At 40.3% G+C, this 23,862-nt stretch carries 18 protein-coding genes; 9 read left to right on the forward strand and 9 right to left on the reverse strand.

Annotation, left to right across the window (positions count from 1 at the left end):
- Positions 1 to 136 precede the first annotated feature (136 nt).
- The 8 genes from AB7E63_RS04305 to AB7E63_RS04340 are packed head-to-tail and all read right to left on the reverse strand — an operon-like array spanning position 137 to position 10,490.
- On the reverse strand, positions 137 to 4,180 hold the full coding sequence (locus AB7E63_RS04305; RefSeq protein WP_428418808.1) for a PEP/pyruvate-binding domain-containing protein: 4,044 nt from the start codon (positions 4,178 to 4,180) through the stop codon (positions 137 to 139).
- 33 nt (positions 4,181 to 4,213) lie between these two features.
- On the reverse strand, positions 4,214 to 4,648 hold the full coding sequence (locus tag AB7E63_RS04310) for a YbhB/YbcL family Raf kinase inhibitor-like protein (RefSeq protein WP_006340979.1): 435 nt from the start codon (positions 4,646 to 4,648) through the stop codon (positions 4,214 to 4,216).
- 19 nt (positions 4,649 to 4,667) lie between these two features.
- Complete coding sequence (locus AB7E63_RS04315; protein ID WP_006340980.1) at positions 4,668 to 5,081, reverse strand: hypothetical protein; 414 nt, start codon at positions 5,079 to 5,081, stop codon at positions 4,668 to 4,670.
- A 9-nt stretch (positions 5,082 to 5,090) separates the two neighbouring features.
- Positions 5,091 to 7,871: a hybrid sensor histidine kinase/response regulator gene (locus tag AB7E63_RS04320; RefSeq protein ID WP_013924831.1), complete on the reverse strand. Its 2,781-nt coding sequence runs from the start codon at positions 7,869 to 7,871 to the stop codon at positions 5,091 to 5,093.
- Entirely contained in the window at positions 7,868 to 8,482 is a 615-nt protein-coding gene (locus tag AB7E63_RS04325; protein ID WP_006340982.1) for a chemotaxis protein CheW, read from the reverse strand. The genes AB7E63_RS04320 and AB7E63_RS04325 overlap by 4 nt, the downstream gene beginning before the upstream one ends.
- A 23-nt stretch (positions 8,483 to 8,505) precedes the next feature.
- Complete coding sequence (locus AB7E63_RS04330; protein WP_241208979.1) at positions 8,506 to 9,741, reverse strand: CheR family methyltransferase; 1,236 nt, start codon at positions 9,739 to 9,741, stop codon at positions 8,506 to 8,508.
- A 27-nt stretch (positions 9,742 to 9,768) separates the two neighbouring features.
- A complete protein-coding gene (locus AB7E63_RS04335; protein ID WP_006340984.1) occupies positions 9,769 to 10,206 on the reverse strand; it encodes a chemotaxis protein CheW in 438 nt (145 codons plus the stop codon).
- A 53-nt stretch (positions 10,207 to 10,259) separates the two neighbouring features.
- Positions 10,260 to 10,490: a hypothetical protein gene (locus tag AB7E63_RS04340; protein WP_006340985.1), complete on the reverse strand. Its 231-nt coding sequence runs from the start codon at positions 10,488 to 10,490 to the stop codon at positions 10,260 to 10,262.
- Positions 10,491 to 10,768: 278 nt separating this feature from the next.
- On the opposite strand from AB7E63_RS04340, the gene AB7E63_RS04345 reads away from it, so the two are divergent.
- Genes AB7E63_RS04345 through astB form a run of 5 tightly spaced genes read left to right on the forward strand, consistent with a single transcriptional unit; the run spans position 10,769 to position 17,238 of the window.
- Entirely contained in the window at positions 10,769 to 11,989 is a 1,221-nt protein-coding gene (locus AB7E63_RS04345; protein ID WP_006340986.1) for a hydrolase, read from the forward strand.
- Entirely contained in the window at positions 11,986 to 13,368 is a 1,383-nt protein-coding gene (locus AB7E63_RS04350; RefSeq protein ID WP_013924829.1) for an aminotransferase class III-fold pyridoxal phosphate-dependent enzyme, read from the forward strand. The genes AB7E63_RS04345 and AB7E63_RS04350 overlap by 4 nt, the downstream gene beginning before the upstream one ends.
- Before the next feature lie 3 nt (positions 13,369 to 13,371).
- The gene (locus tag AB7E63_RS04355; protein WP_006342673.1) at positions 13,372 to 14,388 is read left to right on the forward strand and encodes an arginine N-succinyltransferase; all 1,017 of its coding nucleotides are present in this window, start codon (positions 13,372 to 13,374) and stop codon (positions 14,386 to 14,388) included.
- A 13-nt stretch (positions 14,389 to 14,401) separates the two neighbouring features.
- The gene (gene astD, locus AB7E63_RS04360; RefSeq protein WP_006342672.1) at positions 14,402 to 15,874 is read left to right on the forward strand and encodes a succinylglutamate-semialdehyde dehydrogenase; all 1,473 of its coding nucleotides are present in this window, start codon (positions 14,402 to 14,404) and stop codon (positions 15,872 to 15,874) included.
- 8 nt (positions 15,875 to 15,882) lie between these two features.
- Positions 15,883 to 17,238 carry an N-succinylarginine dihydrolase gene (gene astB / locus AB7E63_RS04365; RefSeq protein WP_013924827.1) on the forward strand — a complete coding sequence of 452 codons (1,356 nt, stop codon included), beginning with the start codon at positions 15,883 to 15,885 and terminating at the stop codon, positions 17,236 to 17,238.
- On the opposite strand, the gene AB7E63_RS04370 is transcribed toward astB, so the two are convergent.
- Positions 17,235 to 18,701, reverse strand: coding sequence for a mercuric reductase (locus AB7E63_RS04370; protein WP_006342669.1), 1,467 nt, complete (start codon positions 18,699 to 18,701; stop codon positions 17,235 to 17,237). The genes astB and AB7E63_RS04370 overlap by 4 nt on opposite strands.
- Before the next feature lie 178 nt (positions 18,702 to 18,879).
- Here AB7E63_RS04370 and AB7E63_RS04375 point away from each other — a divergent pair, with 178 nt between their 5' ends.
- The 4 genes from AB7E63_RS04375 to AB7E63_RS04390 all read left to right on the forward strand — a co-directional run.
- Positions 18,880 to 19,302 carry an OsmC family protein gene (locus AB7E63_RS04375; protein WP_013924825.1) on the forward strand — a complete coding sequence of 141 codons (423 nt, stop codon included), beginning with the start codon at positions 18,880 to 18,882 and terminating at the stop codon, positions 19,300 to 19,302.
- A 103-nt stretch (positions 19,303 to 19,405) separates the two neighbouring features.
- Entirely contained in the window at positions 19,406 to 22,273 is a 2,868-nt protein-coding gene (locus AB7E63_RS04380) for an FAD-binding and (Fe-S)-binding domain-containing protein (RefSeq protein WP_284452626.1), read from the forward strand.
- Between the two features lie 168 nt (positions 22,274 to 22,441).
- Entirely contained in the window at positions 22,442 to 23,335 is an 894-nt protein-coding gene (locus AB7E63_RS04385) for an F-box protein (RefSeq protein ID WP_013924823.1), read from the forward strand.
- A 313-nt stretch (positions 23,336 to 23,648) separates the two neighbouring features.
- Positions 23,649 to 23,862 (forward strand): hypothetical protein (locus AB7E63_RS04390; protein WP_428418474.1); only part of this gene is annotated, 214 nt, incomplete at its 3' end.

Genomic DNA, 23,862 nt, shown 5'->3' on the forward strand with positions numbered 1-23,862 from the left:
CGCATTTTATTGGACTTGGCAACTGGAGCATATGAGGAGATCCCAAATTTTGATTGTCTATGAGAACACTCATTCTAAGCTTCCTTCATTTTTTAATCATTTTGCTGTTTCAATGTTTGCAAATTTAGTCGTCATTTTAAATGGGAAGCAAGCGTACGCCAAAAGGATTCACAACTTTTTGGACACGACCTCTCGAAACGCGGATTTTTAAAGATCCGAAAGGCTCAGCCAGAGATTCCGGAGGAGAAGATTTAATAACTGTCGCAGCAATCCAGTGAGCAGTGTGAGGCAATTTGACAAGAATCCGCCTTTCTTTTTTTATGCCATGCATATCTAGAATTTCAGTCGATTGCAGAGCAATTTCTTTTGAAACAGGATAGCCGTCCACAATTTTATCCTTTGAACCTTCTTCCAAAATCTTTAGTATGGCCGATGGGAATGCTAAATGTTTGCTATGGATATTTAGATCAACAATCGTTTCATCTTGGTGATGAGAGATAAGGAATTTCGCATAATCGAGTGCCTTGTTTTGATTGTCTTGTTGCAAAAAATGCTGCAAAATAGACACATGAAGAGCTAAGTAAAAAATTTTTGTCTCTGCAGGATCTTTAGCAGTGTATACAAGACGTTCACGCTGGCTGATCAATAAATCAATCGCATGTACGTCGTTCAAAATATCTTCTAAAGCCCATGCAGAAAATTCATTTAACCCAAAAAATCGGTTTTCACTTCCGAATGCACAAAATTGGCGTGGATGTGTATGTAAAAAGTTTACTAAAGCAAAAAAGACCTTTGAAAATAAAGGAGAATCCTCTTTTTGAAAATGCAATCCTATGTGTGAGAGAATCGCCTGGCATTCTTTGTCCCATTTTTGAGCAAAACAACTTTGCATCAAAGCATGAAAATAAGGTGCCCCGGCTTTAAACCAATGTAAAGTATTCTCTTTGGAATCCCACAATGTTTTCCAAGTCTGCACATTGCCCTTGTCCAAATTTTCTAACTTGAGCGCTGTTAGCTTCTCCCGCTCTGCTAAAGTGTCTTCTAATGCCTTGACTAGAACATGAATAATTATTTTGAGTTTTTTTTCAGATTTTATTTCTTCCTCATGAAAACGCCATCTAAAAAGGAGCATTTTTAAACGCGCATCATATTCTGGATAGATTTCACATTTTAAGTTTTGCGCAATACTCTGCACACACACATTCTTCCCAATCGTTTCCATACGCCCCCCACGATTGTGTCCAATGATGCGTACTTCTACTTCCACTTGTTGGGTTAAAAGATGGTAAGTTACATCAATAATCGTGCTATGATTTTTAACGGGGATATTATACTTCAAGCTAAAGCATGGATAATGATACGACACCCCTACCCAGTTCGCATGAACAGGAACTTGAACTCCTGGTCTAATGAAACAATCCTGTTTGATACTAAGCAATGCGTGATGCAACGGATAAATTTCTGAAGGTAATTTTCCTTCCCAAAGAGGGATGCATGCAGTCATCTGTGCAATTAAAATGTTTTGGTGCATTAACGAACACAAATCTTCTAACGTCGAATGTGTGGGTAATTCTTGGCTTTTGAAGTAGGCGCTACTAATGACTAACGCATTGACGTTAAAACCTGTACTGGGCAGAAGTTGCTCTTCCCCATTAGAGGTAATCTGATTAAAGCTACGCTGAATGGCTTGAATGATGGTTTGTCGATAGTCTCCTGGTAATTTATCTCCAAATCCCTCAATTGACCGAATCCATTCTTCGATATTTGCCGATGGAATGTGCGTGACCCAAATTTTCATTAATTCTAAGAAAGGAATAAGCATTTCTCTGAAACGAAATACCTGAAGAGCTTTGTCATGATACATAGAGCTACTTTTCAGCTCTTTCATGGCAAGATCATACATTTCAATCGATTCTTGCAGGAATTTCAATAAGACAACACGTATTAGCCATTGATTGTCTGGAATGGAGAAGAATTGATAGGCAACGTCATTTAATTCAAGTAAGAGACTGATTTTGAATTCTCTCCAAAGTCTTTCATAATGCTCAGGTAGAGCCCACAGAGCTAATCTGTCTCTAAAGTTATTCCAATTTTGTCGAGCACTCGCAATCTGACGCATAGCTGGAATGGAAATTTTAAATTGTGCTTCCAAGTGATTAAGAAGATCTTTGGAAGATTCTGCATACTTTTCCTTCCACGCATACGCAAAAGCTATATTAATCCACTCTTCATTAATTTGGTTTTCTTGAATTTCATGAATTAAATATTCCAGTTTTTTAAGCGTTTCGGATTCTAGAAATAACGGCTCGATAAAAGCTTTCCAAGCCATTTTGACTTGAGGAAGAACAGCGAATTTTTCCATTTGAAAAATTAAATATTGTTCTTGAAGAATTTCACGTCGCGAATCTGTTTCGACGATATCTACACTTCTTTTTTGAAAAAACAACGCCTCTAATCTTTTAAGAGCGTGTAAACGCTGTTTACGTGGAACCTCTCTTAAAAAATACATCTGAAGAATTTTATGGGCATGGCTTAATAGCACATCCATTCGTTTTTGAAGAATGGGCTTATCTTCAAGCGTTTGCATATCCCATGCCAACGTTCCCACAAGCTTCTGAACGGGTATATTCTCGGTGAGTCTATGGGCTTCTCTAAATAGAGTCTCTATCTCCTTATCCGTCAGGGCTTGCCGAAAATTCAGTTTTTTTAAGGTCGTCTCTAGTTCATACCGTGGAATGGATTCAATCGAAGGAATTGGGTGATAGGTCCAGCCTTCTTCTACAACGCCCTTTTCGCTTAACCATTCCCACAATTGGGTTTTATCGCGATCTTGGCCATGTATGATAAATAATTTTCCCTGCTGAGGATCAATCAATGCAAATGCATCGGCACGATCTAGTTCTTCAGGAAGAACATCGATCCCGCACAAAACTTCAATACCTTGTTCACGTAATGAGCATGCGGCATGGGAAGTTGCAGCTGCAGAAAGTCTCGCAAAAATCGCTTTTGCGGTAGGCTTACTTTCTTGCAGATAATGGTTAAATCCTTTCTCCAAAGTAACATCTTGTAAAAGATCATAAGAACCTGTTAATAGGGTCACAGCTCCTTTCGAAGCAATAGTTTCACCTTGATAAACTGTAAAATCCCCTACACAAGCATGTAAATTCGACTCATTCACAAAGCTTGGACCTAGCTTTTTTGTTTCAATCAAAGGCCTGGCCTGAACCAAATAAAGCGTTTGATGAGAATACACCCATTCCACTTCCATCATTTTTTTGTAGAAAGCTTGAATTTTCCCGGCAATTTGATAAAAAGCAAAAAGTTGTTCGTGATTTAAAGTCGCACTTGTTCGCAATTCCCACGGATTATCAATTGTAACAAACTCTCCCGCTAAACTAGGAACCATCCTTTTCTTTTTAAAACGAATGATCGCATGCACATCGTCTGGATACACATAAAAGCTATCACAAGGCTGAATATTTTTGACTAGAGCTTCGTTATGACCATAAAGGGCCTGTATTTGAATAAGCTTTGGAGTATGTCCCAAAATTTCTTGGGTGTGCAAAATGCCAGATACAGGAATCCCTAAGCGACAATTTTTTTCATAAATTTCCCCAACCATTACCTGAACAAAGACTGATAAAAAAGGAGAAGAATAGGGATCATCCTCACCAAAAATGCGTAAACGCAAAGATTTTACAGAATGATAGGATGCAATCACTTTTCCAATGGCAGCTGAAATCGCTGCGATTTCTGGCAAAATGCCAGACTCAGAACGGTTTCCCCCTGCATTTGAAAAGGTTTCTCCATCCTCTCTTCCTGTACTCCGAACAACAAGCACCTGATTATTTTCGACTTCCTTACCGATAAATGCATCCAAAGCTGGTGATTCAAAAGGATGATTTGCAAACAAATGGATAAGGTTTTCTTGAATCTTCCATAACGACAATTGCGCATCCGGGCTAAACAGAATTCCTTCTTTCTGAATCTGCGTGAATATCGTCCAATCTTCCAAATATTCAGGGTAGTATTGCTGAATGTGCGCGAAAATTTCAGAATGCGCAAAGCAAATGAAGGGAGGAACGCGAACCTGAATATCTGGAATGGATAACAAATGGCATAATTCATTCAATTTAATAAGATTAGCAGCTTTGTGCCCAAAATTAGTTTCCGGAATCACTCTCAGATTCAATCCTTCATATATCGATGTTGATCAACGTTGGTATTTTCCAATTAAGACAGCTTTCGCAAGGATGTGACCTCCCATAGCATCCAATACACTTTTTTTGGAACTTCCTTTTGGTAAATTAAGCTTAATATCTAGCGCATAAACTTGGATGACATAGCGATGAGGATTTCCTGGTGGAGGGCAAGGTCCTCGATATTTATCGACTTGAAAACCATTTTTGCCTTCCATTGGAACATGGGCGCCTTCTTCCAAAAGCTGCGTCGTGGGAGGTAAATTCCAGACAATCCAATGGTCAAATACACCTTTAGGTGCATCTGGATCTTCAATAATCAAAGTTAAACTTTTAGCACCATCCGGAACATTGTGAAATTCGAGTGGTGGAGATAGGTCCTCTCCTTCACACGTGTATTTTTGGGGAATCTTCTGTTCATGCTCAAATGCAGGACTTGCAATTTCCATATATGACTCGATTTAAAAGTTATTCTTCAGGTTCGAGAGAATCCACTTTTTCTGCTCGAATTCCCCGTTTATGATCTTCCTTTAAATTTTTGATTAAATTTTGAAAATCTTCAATCGTATTCCAAAAAAGAGAGGCTTGTAAGGCTCCTGCTTTTTCTTGTGTAACTTTATCTTTAATCACATGAATTTCTGTCAAAAGTTTCTGTATAAGTTGTATTTCCTTTGCAAATTCGGAATGAGATTCAAGAGACTTAACATTGTAATCACGTAAGTTTCTCAGGTTCTTCAATACGGCATGCGTTTCTTTTAAATGATGAGAAAAATCATCTATCTCTTTTTTAGAAACAGGGGCTTTAGATGTAGAGATGATCTCTATGAAATCCTCAAGAGTTTTGGAAGCTTGACTCAAAACTTGATGAATAGAATTATCCATGGTTACACCTTATGGTTTTCCGATTAAATCTTCGACAGCATCAACAAGAGATTCTTCATGAAAACTCCCTTTTGATAAATAATAATTTGCACCCGCTTCCATTCCTAACAAACGATCTTCTTCTTTTTCCTTGTAGGAAACAATCATCACTGGAAGATTCTTTAGTTTTGGGTCGTTTTTAATGTGGCGCACAAGCTCAATTCCATTCATGCGAGGCATATCAACATCTGTCACAACCAGATGGTATTGCCCAATTCTGACCGCATTCCAACCATCCATTCCATTAATTGCAACGTCTACTTCATAACCTTTATTTTGCAAAAGCCTTTTTTCAACTTCTCGAACCGTAATCGAATCATCCACAACCAAAATGCGTTTTTTCAAACTTCGTTTTTCTCTTTCTGGTTTAGGACGCAATTTTTCAGGCTGACCTGCAGCTAAAACGGTGTCAATGGAACGCAACAGATCTTCTACGTCCAAAATCAGCAAAGGCGTGCCATCTTCCATTAAAGCTCCGGCACTTAGATCCATGATTTTGCCTAAGCGAACATCTAACTCTTGCACGACAAGTTCTCTTTCACCCAAAAAGGTATCGACAACTAACCCGTAATAGTTAGAAAGATTATTCAACAAAATAACAGAGTATACATCGGCCGTTTCTTTAGGGGCTTCAACATTTAAAATTTGATGGGCAGAGATTAAACCAATATTAACTCCTTCAAATTTAAAATACTGCCGATTTTCCATGGTCTCAATCGACTCTTTTGGCACTAGCAAAGCGGAATCAATCCTTGAAAGAGGAAATGCATATGGCTCCCCAGAAATCTCGACGAGGAGTGCGCGAATGACAGATAAAGTCAAGGGGAGCTGTAACTGAAAAGAGATCCCTTTTTTTGGTACAAAAGAGATTTGAAGTTTTCCTCCAACCTCGTGAATCATACTTTGAACAATGTTTAAACCAATTCCTCTTCCCGAAATTTCCGTTACACGCTTCGAAGTGGTGAATCCGGGTACAAACAAAAAATCGAGGATTTCTTTTTCCGTTAGTTTTCTCATCGCTTCTGGAGTAACCATTTTTTTGTCGATCAGAACCTGACGCAGTTCATCTAAATCAATTCCTTTTCCATCATCGCTGACCGTGATGATCAACATGCCGCCACGATGTTCCGCCTCCAATTTGATCCATCCCTCAGGAGGCTTCCCGGCTTTCATCCGTTCTTCGGGTGTAGAGATTCCATGATCGACAGCATTTCGAATTAAATGGCTAAGAGGCGATTCGAGTTTTTCCAAGATCTCACGATCGACAAGCGTATTTTTTCCGATGATTTGCAGGCGTACTTTCTTTTTTAGTTCGTGTGCAAGATCTCGTACCATACGCGGAAAGGCTTCAACACCATCAGCAAAGGGTCGCATACGACTCGCAATCACTTCGCGGTATAGGCGATCGGAGAGATTGGAATGACGTCTGATAAACATCTCCAATTCGGACAACCGCGCGGAAAGATTTTTAGTGTACTCTTTTTCTTTATTTTGAACTTCATTTAGATAATATTCAGCATGTTCTGTCAACGCATCTTTATCTAAACTATTGCGTAACTGTTCTAAATTCTCCCCAACTTTGCGTTGTCCTTGATTTAACTTTTGTAATTCTGAACTGAAAGGCTGCAGCCAGTGTGATTCCACCAAGGTTTCGCCGGCCAGACCCATTAAACGATTTAAATTTTCGGCTGTAACTCTTAAAACCCGATCCCCTTCTCTCTCTGAAGCTGGCAATGTTTCATCCAATTTTTTGCTTAGCTTGTCATAAATCTTTGACTCTTCAGATGAAGAAGATGATTCTTCCTTTGTATAAGGGTTTGTCGACTCCGAGCTTGTTAAAGGAATCTCTTCCACGTGCAAGAGATCAGCCACTTTCTTAATCAATTGTGTAATTTTTTGCTCTTGTTGAACCATTTTCAAGGAGAAGTTGGCAAAAGAGGTTTTGGACAAATCTGATAAAAAATCGACGACCTCTAAAAGGATATCGATGCTCCAAGCAGAGAGAATCATTTTCTTTTCTTTGGCAGCGACAAAACAATCTTCCATAGCGTGGGCCAATTGGACAATTCCATTCAATGAAACTACCCTTGCAGCTCCTTTAATGGAGTGAGCCGCCCGCATCAATGTATTTAAAATTTCTGTTGATTCGGCATGCTCTTCGAGAAAAACTAACCCCGTATTGAGCACCGTTGTTTGTACTTGTAATTCAGTCAAAAAAATTTCTAACATGGCTCGTTCAAGTACAAGCTCTTGCCCAACTTCTTGACTTACATTTCTTAACGGGGAAGGAGGCGAAAATTCTTTAACAATCGGCGTTGGTTGAGGCTCTTTTAAGGACTTTCTCGTAAAGCTTTGTGCGATTTGATGAGCCAATTCTTGAGCCTTTTTTTCCTCTGCTTTTAGCCAGGTTGACAACTGCGCTGACTCAATTTCACAAAATTTCTGCAAAAAATTTAATGTCTCATCCAAAACGGGATTGTCAATTAATGGCTCGTATTGATTGGATTCTTGTACATGCTTAAATAGAACTTCTAATGACTTCAACAATTGAAATAAAACATCTTGCTGAATCAGATTGGCTTCTGCTTTCAATTCATGTAAAATCGTGCCAGGCTTATAGGGAATGTCAAAGTCTTCTCTTTTTCCATCTTTAATCTGTTTGACATATTTTTGAATCTGACTTAATCGTCCTTTTAAGTCTTTTCTAAATAGCTCTAATACGGGGAGGTTCTTTTCCTCCGATGGATTCATAAAATACTCCTTTCAAGACTATGAAAAAGAAGATCTGAGTCAATATAAGCCACATTTTTATTCTGCCATTTAAACACACCTTGAAGATAATTAACATTAGAGCGCATGACTGTAACGGGCACATTTTCTAAAATGCGACGGTCGAAATGATGCACTCCAAAAACTTCGTCGACAGGAAAAACCCATCGTTTGTTAGCTTGTTCAATGGCCAGCATGCGGCTAGCAGGAAAAGCCTTAGATTCAATCGGTTCGTGGGTTAATTCAATGTTTAAAAAAACATGCATGTTAACACCCATCCAAAGCTGCCCACGAAAGTTGACCGTGCCTAAAAAAGCAGGGTATGTAACGTGTGGGATGGAGTGAAATGGTCGGCGGTTGGTCACTTCTACAAGTACGAATGTTGAAAGCGCAAGCCATTCATTTGAAAGGCGAAAAATCACTGCGGACTCTTCAGCGACGATTTTTTCTCTTTCTTTAGGTCTCATCAATAAGTCGGTCCATTCCTCAATATAGCTTTCCTCGGGAACTCTATCTAGCAATTTATTTGCAGATACCGCTCCACGCTGATGATCTAATCCTGGAAATCCAAATTCATCTAAAGATTCAACCATATTTCAATCCGATGAATAAAACGTTAGCCGTTTTTTTCTTTTAGTTTTTTCTCTATTTTTTCCGCTCGCTGATAAAGTAAAAAGGCATCATCTTTTTCTCCTTTTATCTCAAGGAGTAAAGCTAAATAGGTCAAGGCTTGGTAATGATTAGGATTGAGATAAATCGATTTGCGATAAAAAGCTTCAGCCTCATCATTATGTCCGATTGCCTGGTGAAGAACTCCAAGCAAATAATAAGCATCCGCGTTTGCACCATGGGTCTGAACAAAAAGCTGACATGTCTGCATAGCCTCATCAAGCTCACCTTTATCTGCATGTTGAAAAGCTTGTTTAAGAAGATCTTTTTCCACATGTCCATTATTTTGAACCATGGTCGCTAGGCCTTCTCTAAACTTAAAGCTATTTTTCGAAGGAAAAGAGGGTGTTTTTTTGGCTATCTTTGCTTCAATTTTTTGCGTAGATTTCTTTCTAAAAGCACAAACTCCTGGATCCGCTTCAGGCAAAAAACCGTGCGTACGAAGCAACTCTGTTTCAGCTGGAGCCACAATAAGAACACCGTTCTCTTTTAAAAGATGATCCATTAAAAAAATGACATTTTCTTGAGCCTTAGGATTTAAATAAATCAGCAGGTTGCGGCAAAAAATGACATCATACAATCTTTTTTTAAGAAATAAATCGGAGTTCACCAGATTATCGTGCATAAAGTGCACTTGAGCTTTTACCTGGTCATCAAGATGATACAGGTTATCTTTCAATTGAAAGTAGCGTTGTTGAAAAAAGAGGTCTTGCCCCCGAAAAGAGTTATTTTTGTACCTCCCCTGCAAGGCCTTTACGAGAGAGCGATTGCTAATATCAACGGCATCAATCCGAAAATCAGAGGGAAGCAATTGTTTATCAAAGAGAGCCATGGCAATGGAATAGGGCTCTTCTCCGGACGAGGCTGCAGCACTCAAAATGAGAATGGGGCTATTTCCTTCTTCACATTTTTTCTTAGCAAGATCGGCAACGTAATCAATTCCTTTCCTTTCTCGAAAAAACCATGTTTCTGAGTTTACAAATAATTCTATAAGCTCTTGAAATTCAGTAGGATTATTTGATAAAAAAGGATAATACTCCTCGACAGGAATGGAGAGAGTGGTCAATCTTTCTTGAATACTTTTCTCGAAAAAAGGAAAGCCAAAAAAAGAAAGTTCAATTCCGGTTTTCTCTTCAATGAGGGATTGAATTTTTTTATAAGTTTCAGCGTATGCTTGTTCCATAAACATCCGACTACCCGCTCGTTTTATTTAAAACAATACAGATTCCATCGACTCAAATAATTTGGGAACTTGCACCATACGAATCATGCCGCCGTAGTCATTCAGAACCTTACCTAAGAATGGAAGTTCTTCAATGAGAACCCCTGGATCAACAAAGTCTGATAACTCGCGATCAATTGTTTCCGTAACTTTTTCAGCAATAATTCCCATTGAATGCTGCTTTCCTTCCACCTGATCTGATAAAACAATAATTCGGGTATGCATACAAGCCTGAGAAGGCCTATTTTCGATAAGTTGGCAAAAATCGATAATGGGGATTGGGCTACCTCCAGAATTTAACAATCCGGCTACATAGGGAGGTGTATGAGGAAGCTCTTTTAGTTTTACATTCGGGACAACCTCTACAATGTATTGGCTATCGCAAACATATCTTTCGCGACCCACGTAAAAAAGAAGAAATAACATATAGAGCTCCTCAGACACAACCCTAAGCGACCATGAAATTGCTCATTCCTTAATCATTCGATAATTCTAAGGTTTGTGGCGACCGCTTCCATCTCTTCATCTTGTTCTTCAATAAAAGTTTGAGCTCCTTTTAACAGATAAGCTGCTAAAGCAGTATCACCCTCATAACTCATACATACTTGCATATTTCCATCCGCGGAAGGCGGATCACAGGTGATAAGGACATAACAAGCATGATTTTTTGCTAATTCTTTTGTAATTTGACTTGCGTCCCGACGCTTCATCCCCTCTCCTTAGTAATGGGGTGTCCAAGAAAAAAATGAAAAGAGCATTCTCTAATCATTTCCCAAAGTCTCTAAAAGGCCTCATCGATCCTGATTTGGATCACTATTCGCCACATTAGCCGAAGCGCTGATTTATTACAAAGTCAAAACAAAAATTTTTTCGATCGCGATAGTTTATACCTCCTTCTCATTAGATAAAAGAAAAAAAACATTTGTCAGCAGCTTATTTTATTTATATAGTGCAAATCAAGCAAATCAACTAACTTGGAGTCATCCTGGTGACAAATCACCCTCTACTTTCATACGTCAATTGGATCCAGGGAGAGCAAGAAGACCTGGTTGCGCTTTTGGAAACATGGACAAACATAAACACTTCCTCGTTCAATCTTGAAGGACTCCAGAAACAAACAACCCTCTTGAAAGAAGCCTTTTCGAAATTGGGCGGCCACGTAGAAGAAATTGCTTTGCCACCCTGCGAGCAGATCGATTCTAAAGGAAAATGGCGTCAAAAGCCACTCGGCAAAGCCTTATCCATTATTAAGCATCCAGAAGCCCCTATTCAAGTTTTTTTAGGTGGGCATATGGATACCGTATTTGCTCCAGAGAGTGCCTTTCAGAAAACACAAAAAATCGATCAAAATATTTTGCAAGGCCCTGGCGTCGCAGATATGAAGGGGGGACTTATTATTCTTCTGAAGGCTTTAGAAGCTTTAGAGAAGAGTCCCTTTGCAGGAAAAATTGGCTGGCATGTGTTGATTAACCCAGATGAAGAAATAGGTTCTCCAGGATCTGCCCCACTGATTCGGCAATTCTCCAAAAACAAGCAGCTCGGCTTACTTTTCGAACCTGCTTTCTCCGATGGTTCAATCGTTTCAGCTAGAAAAGGCTCTGCCAATTTTACCGTCATCGCTAAAGGCAAATCAGCACACGCAGGCCGAGATTTCGCCGCTGGACGCAATGCCATTGTGGGGCTTGCACGGTTAATCTGTGAACTCGACGAGCTTAATGACCTTGATCAGAAAGTTACTTTAAATATTGGGAAAGTGGAGGGTGGCGAAGCTGTCAATGTTGTTCCTGATACTGCCTTATGTCGATTCAATATGCGAGCCTCCCTTCCAGAAGAATTTGTGCTCGTCAAAGAAACCATTCATAACATTCTCTCCACGCTAAACGCAAATAAAGAGATTACCCTGACTTTGTACCAACATGGAGAACGCACCCCTAAAATGTTTGATGAAAAACATCAGGCTCTCTTCAAAAATTTGCAGCAGACAGCTCAGGCTATGGGAGTTGCGCTCACCTGGAAAGCCTCGGGGGGCATTTGTGATGGCAATATCTTGGCGGAGGAAGGGATCCCTTCGATCGACACTTTAGGAGCCGTAGGAGGAAATATCCATACACATGAAGAATATATTCTCATCAATAGTCTCGTTCAGCGCGCTCAATTAACAGCTCTTTTTTTGATGCAATTAGAATCACTTTTCAAAGGAAAATTATGAAAGAATCTTCTTCCTTAATTGCGGATGATCTTTATGCTGACCCAAGAATTCTTCAGGCTAAGCAGCTGATTATGGAAGCGGTGACTGATCACCAAAAAAAAATCCAGCATATCGCTCCGCCAAAAGAATTTCTGAAAGCCTATTCTAATCATCTGCTTGCAGAATATGAAGAACTGCGCGGAGGTAAATTATGGTATCCCTTCGTAGGCAGTGGAATTGGAAACGGATGCTTAGTTGAGCTAACAGATGGAAGCATTAAATATGATTTAATTAGTGGAATCGGTGTGCATTATTTAGGTCACAGTTCCCCTTTGTTGATTGAATCCAGTATCGACGCAGCTATTAGTGATACTGTTATGCAAGGAAATCTCCAGCAAAACAGAGATTCCATTGAGCTTGCCCGTATGTTGATTGAGCGTTCCCATATGGATCATTGCTTTTTTTCTTCCTCGGGAGTCATGGCTAACGAAAATGCCCTTAAATTGGCTTTTCAGAAAAAATCACCAGCTTACCGCTTATTGGCATTTGAGCATGCCTTTGCAGGAAGAACGTGGGCGCTTTCTCAAATTACAGATAAGCCGGCTTTCAGGGAAGGACTACCCGCAAATGTTTTTGTGGATTACGTTCCGTTTTATGATCCTGAACATCCAGAAGAAAGTACAGCAAAAGCCTTAGAAGTGCTAAAAACACACTTAAAGCGCTATCCAAATCAATATGCGGCAATGCTGATCGAATTTGTGCAGGGAGAAGGGGGTATTTATCCTGGTTCCACGGCTTTTTTTACACCTCTCTTTAATCTCTTAAAAGAAGCTGGAGTCACGATTATTGCTGATGAAATCCAGACCTTTGGACGAACGCCGCGATTATTCGCTTTTCAACACTTCGGCTTAGATTCTTACATTGATATTGCCACCATCGGCAAACTTTCGCATGTTTGCGCCACACTATTTACCAAGGAATTTAAACCTCGGGCAGGACTCTTAAGCCAAACCTTCACCAGTAGTACAACAGCCGTACAAGCTTCCCTTAAAATTTTGACCGAACTTTTTGAGGGTTCTTACTTTGGTGCAGAAGGCAAGATTATGCAAATACAGGAGCATTTCTTTAAAAATTTTTCTGCGATCGAAAAAAAGTCTCCAGACCTTATAAAAGGCCCATACGGGATAGGAACCATGATAGCTTTTACTCCGTTTGACGGTGATAGCCAGCGCACCGCACATTTTGCTCAGGCATTATTTAAGGCTGGAGTTATGAGCTTTATAGCCGGAACAAATCCTACGCGCATCCGTTTTTTGATCCCTGCAGGAGCCATCAAACCTCATGAAATCGATATCGTCACAAGCATCATTGAACACACATTAATCCAAGAGAAAGAGTGAGCTATGCTTATTGTTCGCCCAATAGAGCTAAAAGATTTATCTGCTTATCAAGAACTTGCTTTTAATGCTTCCATTGGCATTACTACACTCCCTAAAAACAAAACGCTGCTCGAAAAAAAAGTGCATCTCTCCCTTCAATCGTTTCAAAAAAAAACTCTTTTTCCTGAAAATGAACTTTACATCTTTGTCTTAGAAGACACCGATTCAAAGTCTGTGGGAGGGACGTGTGCCATCTTTTCTAAAACGGGCATCCAAGCCCCTGCTTACTACTACAAAGTGATCACAGAAAAGAGGGATTCCCCTTTTCTAGTTGCAGAATCACGGGTCTTACATCCCATTAGCTATGTTTACGGTCCTTCTGAAGTTTGTGGGATTTTTCTTAAAAAAGAGTTTCGAAAAGGTGGTCTGGGTAAACTCCTTTCGTTTACGCGCTTTTTATTTATGGCTTCCTTTCCACATTTTTTTACAAAGACCATTATTTCATCCATTCGAGGACGTATTGATTCGCAAGGAAATTCCCCTTTTTGGAATAGCCTTGGTCATCATTTTTTATCAAAGTCTTTAGATGAAGTATTTCATCTATTAGAAGATCAAAAAATTTCTCACAAAGAAATTATTACGCCTTACCCTGTTCATGGGGCCCTTTTGTCAAAAAAAGCCTGCCAAACAATCGGAAAACCACATATGAATTCGACTCCTGCTTTCAAAATGCTAAAAAATCAAGGGTTTTCAATCACAGATGAAATCGATATTTTTGATGGAGGCCCCAAGTTAATGGCGGAGTTAAGTGATATTCATGCCATCACTAAAAGTCGCACAGGATTTATCAAAAAAATCTCAAGCAATATAGAGAATTCCACCTACTCTCTTATATGTAATCAAAATCATCCTTTTCGGGTTTGCTATGGAGAAGTCTCTGCTAAAAAAGAAGAAGTGACTCTTTCATCTCAAGTTTGTGAAGCTCTGCAACTTGAACAAGGGGATGCGGTACGCTACCTTCACATTCCTAAACATCATTAATCAGGAAAACAATATGCCGAACCAACATCGTTTATGCATTCAAAATAGTTGGGAAAAAGGTTCTGGACCACTTTTTCAATCCTTTAATCCCGCAACAGGAGAGCTTTTGTGGGAAGGAAATGCGGCAGACCGCGAAGATGTCGATCGAGCCATTGGAGCTGCATTACAAGCTTTTGAAGAATGGGCTAATCTCCCGATCAATGAAAGAATCGATTATCTTTTAAGCTTTCGCGATGAACTTGAAGAAGAAAAAAATACCCTAGCTTTAGTGATTGCCCAAGAGACAGGCAAACCTTTATGGGAGTCTAAGGGAGAAGTTGATGCAATGCTCGCCAAAATTGCGATTTCCATCGATGCCTACCAAGTACGTTGCCCAAATACCACACTCCCACAATCGGCAAATGTTGTCAAAACACATCATAAGCCCCATGGCGTCGCCGTTGTTTTAGGACCCTTCAATTTCCCTGGACATCTTCCCAATGGACACATTATCCCTGCCCTGCTCGCCGGAAATACAATCGTTTTTAAGCCCAGCGAACTGACCCCTCTGGTAGGAGAATTTATCGCCCAGATTTGGCAAAGAAGTGGCTTACCAGAAGGCGTGCTGAATCTTGTTCAGGGAGGACGAGACACGGGTAATTATCTGACAGAACATCCATACCTCAATGCTCTTTTTTTCACAGGTAGCTGGGAAACAGGAAAAAAACTGTCCGAAAAATTCGCCACACACCCCGATAAAATTTTGGCACTTGAAATGGGTGGAAATAATCCTCTCATCATCGATTCTGTCAAAAATCTCAAAGCTGCAGCCTATACAACCATTCAATCCGCTTTTTTGACAGCAGGCCAGCGTTGTACTTGTGCCAGAAGATTGATTGTGATCGAAAGTGAACAAGGTAGAGCTTTTGCGCATGCACTCGTTGATCTGATGCAAAAGATTCGGGTAGGCCCCTATACAGATGAACCAGAACCATTTATGGGACCGGTTATCCACCTAAATGCCGCGCAAAATTTCTTAAAAAAGCAAGCGTCTTTATTGGAACTTGGAGGGAAAGCGCTTGTAGAAATGAAGCAAATCAAAGAAGGCCTTCCCTTTCTTTCTCCAGGTTTAATCGATGTCAGCGAAGTTCACCATGTTCCAGACGAAGAAATTTTTGGCCCTCTTCTACAGCTAACTTATGCCAAGAATCTATCGGATGCCATTGAAAAGGCTAATCATACTGTTTATGGATTAAGTGCTGGAATACTCACTGATCAAGCCGATCATTTCGACATCTTTTACCGCAAGATTCGGGCTGGAGTCATTAATTGGAATACCCCTTTGACAGGAGCGAGCAGTTCCGCACCTTTTGGAGGAATCGGAAACAGTGGAAATCATCGTCCTAGCGCCTTCTACGCGGCAGATTATTGTAGCTACCCCGTTGCTTCTACCGAATCATGTCTCTTACAAATGCCCTCGAAAATGCCTCCAGGAATTGCGCCATAGGAATCACGATGAACCAAGCATACGAAGTCAATTTTGATGGATTAGTCGGACCCACACATAATTATAGTGGCCTTTCTTACGGGAATACAGCCTCTCTACATAATCAAAATCTTCCATCCAATCCTAGAGCCGCGGCTTTACAAGGATTAGAAAAGATGAAAATGCTACATGATTTGGGAATCAAACAAGGAGTCTTCCCTCCCCATGAACGCCCCCACCTTCCCACTCTACGCGTCTTAGGATTTACTGAATCGGAAGACCGTTTAGGGGAAGCCGTTTTTAAAACGTCTCCCGAAATTTTTTTTAATTGTTTTTCCGCTGCAGCCATGTGGACAGCCAATGCAGCAACTGTTTCCCCTTCAGTAGACTCCTCTGACAAGCATGTGCATTTTACCCCTGCAAATCTATGCAGTAAATTCCATCGTTCTTTTGAACACCACACTACTCAAAAAATTCTAAAAACCATTTTCTCTAATCCCATTTATTTTATACATCATGACGCACTGCCTTCTAACTCCTACTTTTCCGATGAAGGCGCCGCGAATCACACCCGTTTTTGCAATGGCTACGGAAATCCTGGAATTCAGCTATTTGTCTATGGAAAATCCAGTTTTCATCCCACTATTATCCAACCCTTAAAGTTTCCCGCGCGGCAAGCGGATGAAGCCAGCTATGCAATTGCTCGATTGCATAAACTCTATCCAAAGCATACAGTCTTTGCGCAGCAAAGTCCTGAAGCCATCGATGCAGGTGTTTTTCATAATGATGTGATCTCTGTAGGAAATCAGCATCTGTTTTTTTATCATGAAGATGCTTTCTTCAGAACAGAAGAGGTGATTCAAGACTTACAAAAAAAAGTTCGAGACATTTGCTTGCAAGATCTCTTTTTAATTAAAGTCCCCAAAAAACGCATTTCTCTTGCACAAGCTGTGAAATCTTATTTATTTAATTCTCAAATTGTTACGCTAGAAGACCAGACCATGACCATTCTAGCTCCGCAAGAATGTCAAATGACCCCAGAAGTTGAGCTTTTCTTACGAGAGCTTTCACAAGAACCGCAAAATCCAATCAATTCCATTCGATACCTTGATCTTAATCAGAGCATGCAAAACGGCGGAGGTCCAGCCTGCTTGCGATTGCGCATTGTGTTGACCGAACAAGAATTGGCCGAAACACATCCGCATGTGTTATTTACTGAAACATTATATCAAAACCTCTCTAAATGGATTCAAAAGCATTATCGAGATCGACTAACTCCTCATGAGCTTGTCGATCCCACATTGATCCAGGAAACACGTCAAGCGTTAGATGAGTTGACTCAAATTTTACAGCTTGGTTCAATCTATTCCTTTCAGCAAAATTAGTCCTTTGATCGCTTTTTTAAGAGTAGCTCGGCAGCTGTTCGGATAGCTTGACTTTGTGTTGGAAAAGGATGAATCGCTTTTGTTAATGCCAGCAATCCATCTTTAGATGCCATCGCCACGCTGATTTCAGCAATCATATCCCCTGCATGTTGGGCCATGATATCTCCGCCGATGATTTCGGATGTTCCCTTTTTCACAATTAATTGCACAAAGCCGATGGTTTCTTCATCCAAAATGGCTCGATCAACATTTGCAAATTCCATAACAAGCGTCTCCACATCAATTCCACGCGCTTGTGCTTCCTGCTGACTTAAGCCCACATGGGCAATTTCAGGAGATGTAAAGGTACACCATGGCACAATTAAGGCATCTTTTTGCCCTTCTCCACCTTTTAATGCATTGGAGACCGCTAAACCGGCCAATTCTTTCGAAATGTGGGTGAATTTATACTTTGAAGTGACATCGCCAATTGCATAAACATGTGGATTTGTTGTTTGGAGGAATCCATTCGTTGAAATTCCCTTACGGCTATCATAACTAATTCCAGCCTGATCTAATCCCAATCCCTCTACAACAGGTGCTCTTCCCACCGCCACGAGGATTTCATCCACAGGAATGCCTGTGGACTGTCCTTCTAGGTATAAAATCTTCTCTTTTCCCTTTTTCTCAACTCGCACCACTTTTGATTGAGTGAAAATTTGCATTCCTTCATTTTCCAATACCTTTTTCAAACGTTCGGTTGCTTCTGGGTAATCTTTTGGTAATAGTGTCGCACTATTTGTAACCACGGTAACCTGAGAACCAAAACGCAAAAAGGCCTGGGAAAGCTCACAACTAATGGGCCCTCCACCTATGACACCTAAACGTTTTGGCAAGGTGGATAATTCGAATATGGTTTGGTTTGTCAAATAATCGGTTTCATCTAATCCAGGAATCGCAAAAGGCGCGGGCTGTGTTCCTGTGGCAATAATCGCTTTTTTAAAGGTGATGGTTTGTCCTGCAACCTCCAACTGATTGGGTCCGATAAAATGACCTGCTCCAAGAAAAACATCCACACCTAGTTTTTTAAAATGTTCGGCTGAATCATGGGGAGATATGGTTGCTTGTAAACGGTGGACTCGCTGCATCACAGCCCCAAAATCGACCTTCCAATCTTTAGGGACCTCGACTCCAAAATATTGCGCATGGCGTACTTCTGCAGCAACACGGGATGAGCGAATCATTGCTTTTGAGGGTATACATCCATAACTTAAGCACTCACCACCAAAATGTTTTTTTTCAACAAAAGCAACTGAAGCATTTAGACTTTTGCCGATTGAGGCTGCCGTCATCCCCCCGGGTCCACCTCCAATAACCAACAGATCATAGGTTTCAATAGGCTTTGGATTTTTCCAATTTGAAGGAAATATATCTGCATGAATTTTTTGAGCGAAGTCCTGAGAGGGTGCATTTGAATCTGTCATTGAATGTCTCCGTTTGTATCAAATTCTTTTTATGACACTCAAAAAATATTGTCAATGCATAGACTGGTTCCCCATTTAAATAGCAAAATTATTCTCATCAAAGTATACATAAAAAATTAAATATGCGTGGTCAATGACAACCACGGCAAAAATCATTTACACACAAAGGAGAATGATTATGCAACGCAAAGGTTCTGCAGTCTGGCAAGGAGATTTAATTCATGGGAAAGGCACCGTTTCAACAGAAAGTGGAGCACTTGAACACACACCTTATTCCTTTAAAACGCGCTTTGAAAATAGCACAGGAACCAATCCTGAAGAGCTATTAGCTGCAGCCCATGCTGGATGTTTTGCTATGGCTCTTTCTAATGAGCTAAGCACAGCAGGAATTCCACCCAAGGAGCTCCAAGCAACAGCAACAATTACCATCGATAAAGTTTCGGATGGATTTGCTATTACAAAAAGTCATATTGATCTTGTGGCAGATATTCCAAATGCGGATAAGACTAAATTTGAAACTGCTGTTAAAGCAGCAGAAAAAGGGTGCCCCGTCTCAAAACTTTTCAAAGCCGAAATCACGGTTTCTGCGACTCTAAAATAATCTTTCAGCATGCGAATATTCGCCAATATTCGCATGCAAAAACGCATTTTAAATAAAATTAAAAATGCATAGGATAAGCCATCAATTTAATGGGAATGTCTCCATGCAATTTAAAGAGTTGGAAAAAGATTTAAAAACACACTTAAGTGGCGATGTCCATTTCGATGAAATATCTCGTAAAATCTATAGCGTGGATGCTTCCATTTATGAGATCGATCCCATTGGCATTGTGCTTCCTCGCTCGAAAGAAGATCTGATTGAAGCTGTTAAAATTGCAAAAAAACATCGCATTCCAATCATCCCACGCGGGGCTGCCACTGGTATTACGGGCGGCTGTATCGGAAAAGCTTTAATTTTGGATACATCCAAATATCTCAATCGCATCCTACATATTGATTATGCCAACGAATCTGTCACATGTGAGCCTGGTGTCGTCCAAGACGTCTTGAACGCAACGCTTGCAAGTCATGGATACCGCTTAGGACCAGATACTTCAACAGGCAATCGAGCCACATTGGGAGGAATGCTTGCCAATAATTCTGCAGGAGCCCGATCGCTTCGCTACGGAAAGATGGTGGATCACGTGCAATCCGTTGAGTTGCTTCTTTCTTGTGGAAGCCTCATGACCTGCCAAATGGTTGACGAAGAAAGTTTTAATCAAAAACAGACTTTAGATAACAGCGAGGGGAGAATCTATCGTACACTTCATAATATTCGACAAAACGATGCCGAGGAAATTGAACTTCGATTTCCAAAAATCCCCAGACGCGTTTCCGGCTATAACCTGGATGAATTAATTAAGCCTTTTCCCCTTAATATCAGCCAACTTATCGCAGGATCAGAGGGAACACTCGGCATTTGCACAGAAATAACCATGCATATCAGTAAAAAGCCGATGCACACAGCCCTAGGTTTGCTGTACTTTCATAATCTCATTACAGCCATGCATGCTGTCATGCCACTTTTAAGCCATCAACCTCTTGCAATTGAAATGATTGATCATCAAATTATTGATGCAGGAAGACGATCTCCCCCGCTTAAAAATAAGCTTGAGTGGCTCAGAACAGATGCCAAAATCCTTATTTTTGTTGAATTTGATGCCCAAACTCTAGAAGAACTCAATCAAAAGCTGAAGCAATTCCAAGACGATATTTTGACACGCTCAATTTGTGATCATTTGCATATTTTAACAAATGCCAGCCAAATCGCGCATGTTTGGGAAATGCGTAAAGCAGGACTTGGCTTACTTTTATCTAAGCGCTCCTATAGTCGTGCCATTGCCTTCATAGAAGATGTCGCCGTTCCCCCCGAAAATTTAGCCTCTTTTATGCAAAAACTCACCACCTATCTGCAAAGCCAAGGAAAAGAAGCTGGCATTTACGGACATGTGGGAGCCGGATGCATGCATGTCAGACCTTATATGGACCTTCGAAATCCCAAAGAACTGCAAAAAATGCAGCAAATCATGGATGCCGTCTCTTCATTAGTTCTAGAAGAAGGTGGTTCTATGAGTGGAGAGCATGGCGATGGTCGTGTCAGATCATGGTTGCATGAAAAAATGTTTGGAGAAAAAATTGTGCATGCCTTTCAAGAGCTGAAAACAGCCTTTGATCCCGATTTGCGGATGAACCCAGGCAAAATTGTTTTTCCGACACCCTTTCTAGAAGACTTCCGTCAAGGCCCTCAAATGCAACCATCCATAGTCTCTCCGTTTCTCGACTTCACCAGAGAAGGGGGATTTGATTTGTCTGTCGATTTATGCAATGGGAATGGACGCTGTCGCAAAGGCGAAGGTACGATGTGTCCATCCTTTCAAGCCACTCAAGACGAATACGATACTACACGGGCTCGTGCACAGGCTTTACGCGCGCTTATTCGCGGAGATCTTGCCAATTCAACACCCTCCAATGTGGAAGTTCATGCTGTTTTAGATCTGTGCCTAGAGTGTAAAGGATGCAAAACAGAATGCCCCTCACAGGTCGATATGGCTAAAATGAAAGCCGAGATGACTTATCAGTATCAGCAAAAACATGGAATTCCTCTACGAAGCCGCCTTTTCGGTCAAATTGGTCGAGTCAATTGGCTGCTTTCCCACATGCCAACGTTTTTTAATTGGCTCCTCGCCAAGCAATGGTTTAAAAACTTGCAAACTTGGGGAGGCATTGCTTTTGAGCGTTCTCTACCACCCTTGAATACAATCCGCTTTTCTACTTGGTTTAAAAAATATACTCAACCGACCGGCTTGGACAAACAAGTCGTACTTTTTAATGACACCTTCACAGAATTCAATGAATTAAATATTGGCCAATCCGCGGTTAAGGTATTAAATGCCTTGGGATATTTTGTCATTTTGCCAGCATGGCAATGTTGTGGAAGACCTTTGATTTCTAAAGGAATGCTAGTTCAAGCGCGTGAAAAAGCGGATGCTTTGATTCAAAGTTTATCTCCTCTTGCTGAAAAAGACCTTTTCATTATTGGATTAGAACCTAGCTGCATCTTAACGATTCAAGATGACTTTCAGGATTTAACACAACAAGCCCAAGATCAAATCAAAAAGATTAAGGGATTATGCCTCACATTTGATGAATTCATCAGCAAACATCTTGAAAAAGAGGCCTTTCCGACCAAAACTTCGACAGAAACCCCACTTAAGCTCCATGTACATTGTCACCAAAAAGCTTTAGTTGGAACATCTCCAAGCTTGGCTATCTTGAAATCCCTTCCAAATCATCAAGTAGAACTTATTCAAGCAGGATGCTGTGGCATGGCAGGCTCATTTGGCTATGAGAAAGAACATTATGGCATTTCGATGAAGATCGGAGAACTGCATTTGTTTCCCGCTATTCGACAAGCTCCAGAAGACACAAAAATCATTGCTAATGGGATGTCTTGCCGTGCGCAAATTAAGCAGGGCACAAACAAAAAAGCGCAGCATTTGGCTGAATTTTTAGCAGACATTTTGAACGTTTGATTCAGCAAAAAGACCTCTGATCTCGTCTTTTAACTCATTCAGTGCAATTAAAAAACATAAGTTTACTTTTATGAAAATGAATAAAATTATATTATCAAATAATTTTACGATTTTGTTAAAAATAAACTATAATAAATTATGTCATTAATAATAAATTGTCATCACCATATGCCAATTGCAGATGAGCCCATTGGCATAGATGCAACTGATATATTTCCACATGAACTTACTCTTAAAGTTTTTTCTTATTTAAGTCTTGCAAACCTTGGAAAAAGCTGTCTTGTAAGCAAAAAATGGCATCTATTAGCAAGCGATCACATTTTGTGGAAGTACGCTATTTATAAAGAATTAGCTTTTGGTGACGATAAATGGAGACAATTCCTTGGAAAAGATGTGATAAAAGACGAAAAACATCGAGAAGATTTTGTATCTTTACCCGTGAATGAAATTATTAAAGACTATCGAAGGTTCAAAAGCATATTTCCAGAAAAAAATGTGAAGGATGGTCTTATGCTTATTAGGCTCCCTAAAACGCTTAATGGACAGCTCACTTTAAAAAGTCTTGGAGAACTAGCAAAACGCTATTTTCCAAATACCAAGACAGGTTACGGATACCTTAACATCCACATGGATAAACTGGGAGATAAGTCGATCAACCAATCTTGTTGGGTTCTTATGACACAAGACGCTCTACCTGGAAGTAAAGGAGTAAACAACACCAAGCAAAACGAGATTATGGCAGATCCTACTGAAACTCTAATTGGTTTTGAACTTCCAGGAACACTAGAAGCTACCACTTGTATTTTGGCACAATACTTTGGTTTTAAAATACGCTTATTTAGCAATAAGCCACGGACCTATATACACTGTAAAGATATTGTAAAAGGCTTTCAGGTGATTCATGAAGACAAGCAAGTCTTCACAATTGGAGGTTATCAAGTGGCCGTTGGGAATTTCCACGAAAACGGCCTCTGCATCGACATCTTCGACGCCCTAAAGAATGAGGTCATTGGCATTGCTGCTCTAAAGTCTTATGCGATCAAAGGTGCCATTCTCCCTTAATAGCATAAACGCGATGACACTTGTACACGGGAGCCAAAATCCACCCTCTTTTCAAGAAAATATCAGCTTTCCAACAAGCGACTGCTAATTCAATTTTTGCTGCTGCACTTGATTGTGGGTTAATTTTTCATATCAACTAAATCATCTGGGCCACCATTTCATGATTTACCAATTATCCGTCAGAATTATACCTATGTTAAATAAGAGGCCATTTTTCACGTTGCGCTTACAACTTATAAAAAAACATTGACCCATATTTTCAATTTTAATATAAACCCTCTGTTTTATTCACTTTTATTTTGAATAGGGTGACATGAGATCTTTTCTAAATCTACTAGCCAGCCTAATTTTGCTCCTTAACCCCTTGATGGCAGAAGAAGATCTCACGCCTGAACCCTCGAACGAAGTGGTTAAAATTCCCCGCTCAACGACGGATGACAGTGATGGCCGTATTTCTTTTGCCAACCTTTTAGGCCTGCCGAGTGGAATCGTTGCGGGGATGGTGAATGTGGTCACAGGCGATTTTG

Source organism: Parachlamydia sp., assembly GCF_050255895.1.
GTDB lineage: Bacteria > Chlamydiota > Chlamydiia > Chlamydiales > Parachlamydiaceae > Parachlamydia > Parachlamydia acanthamoebae.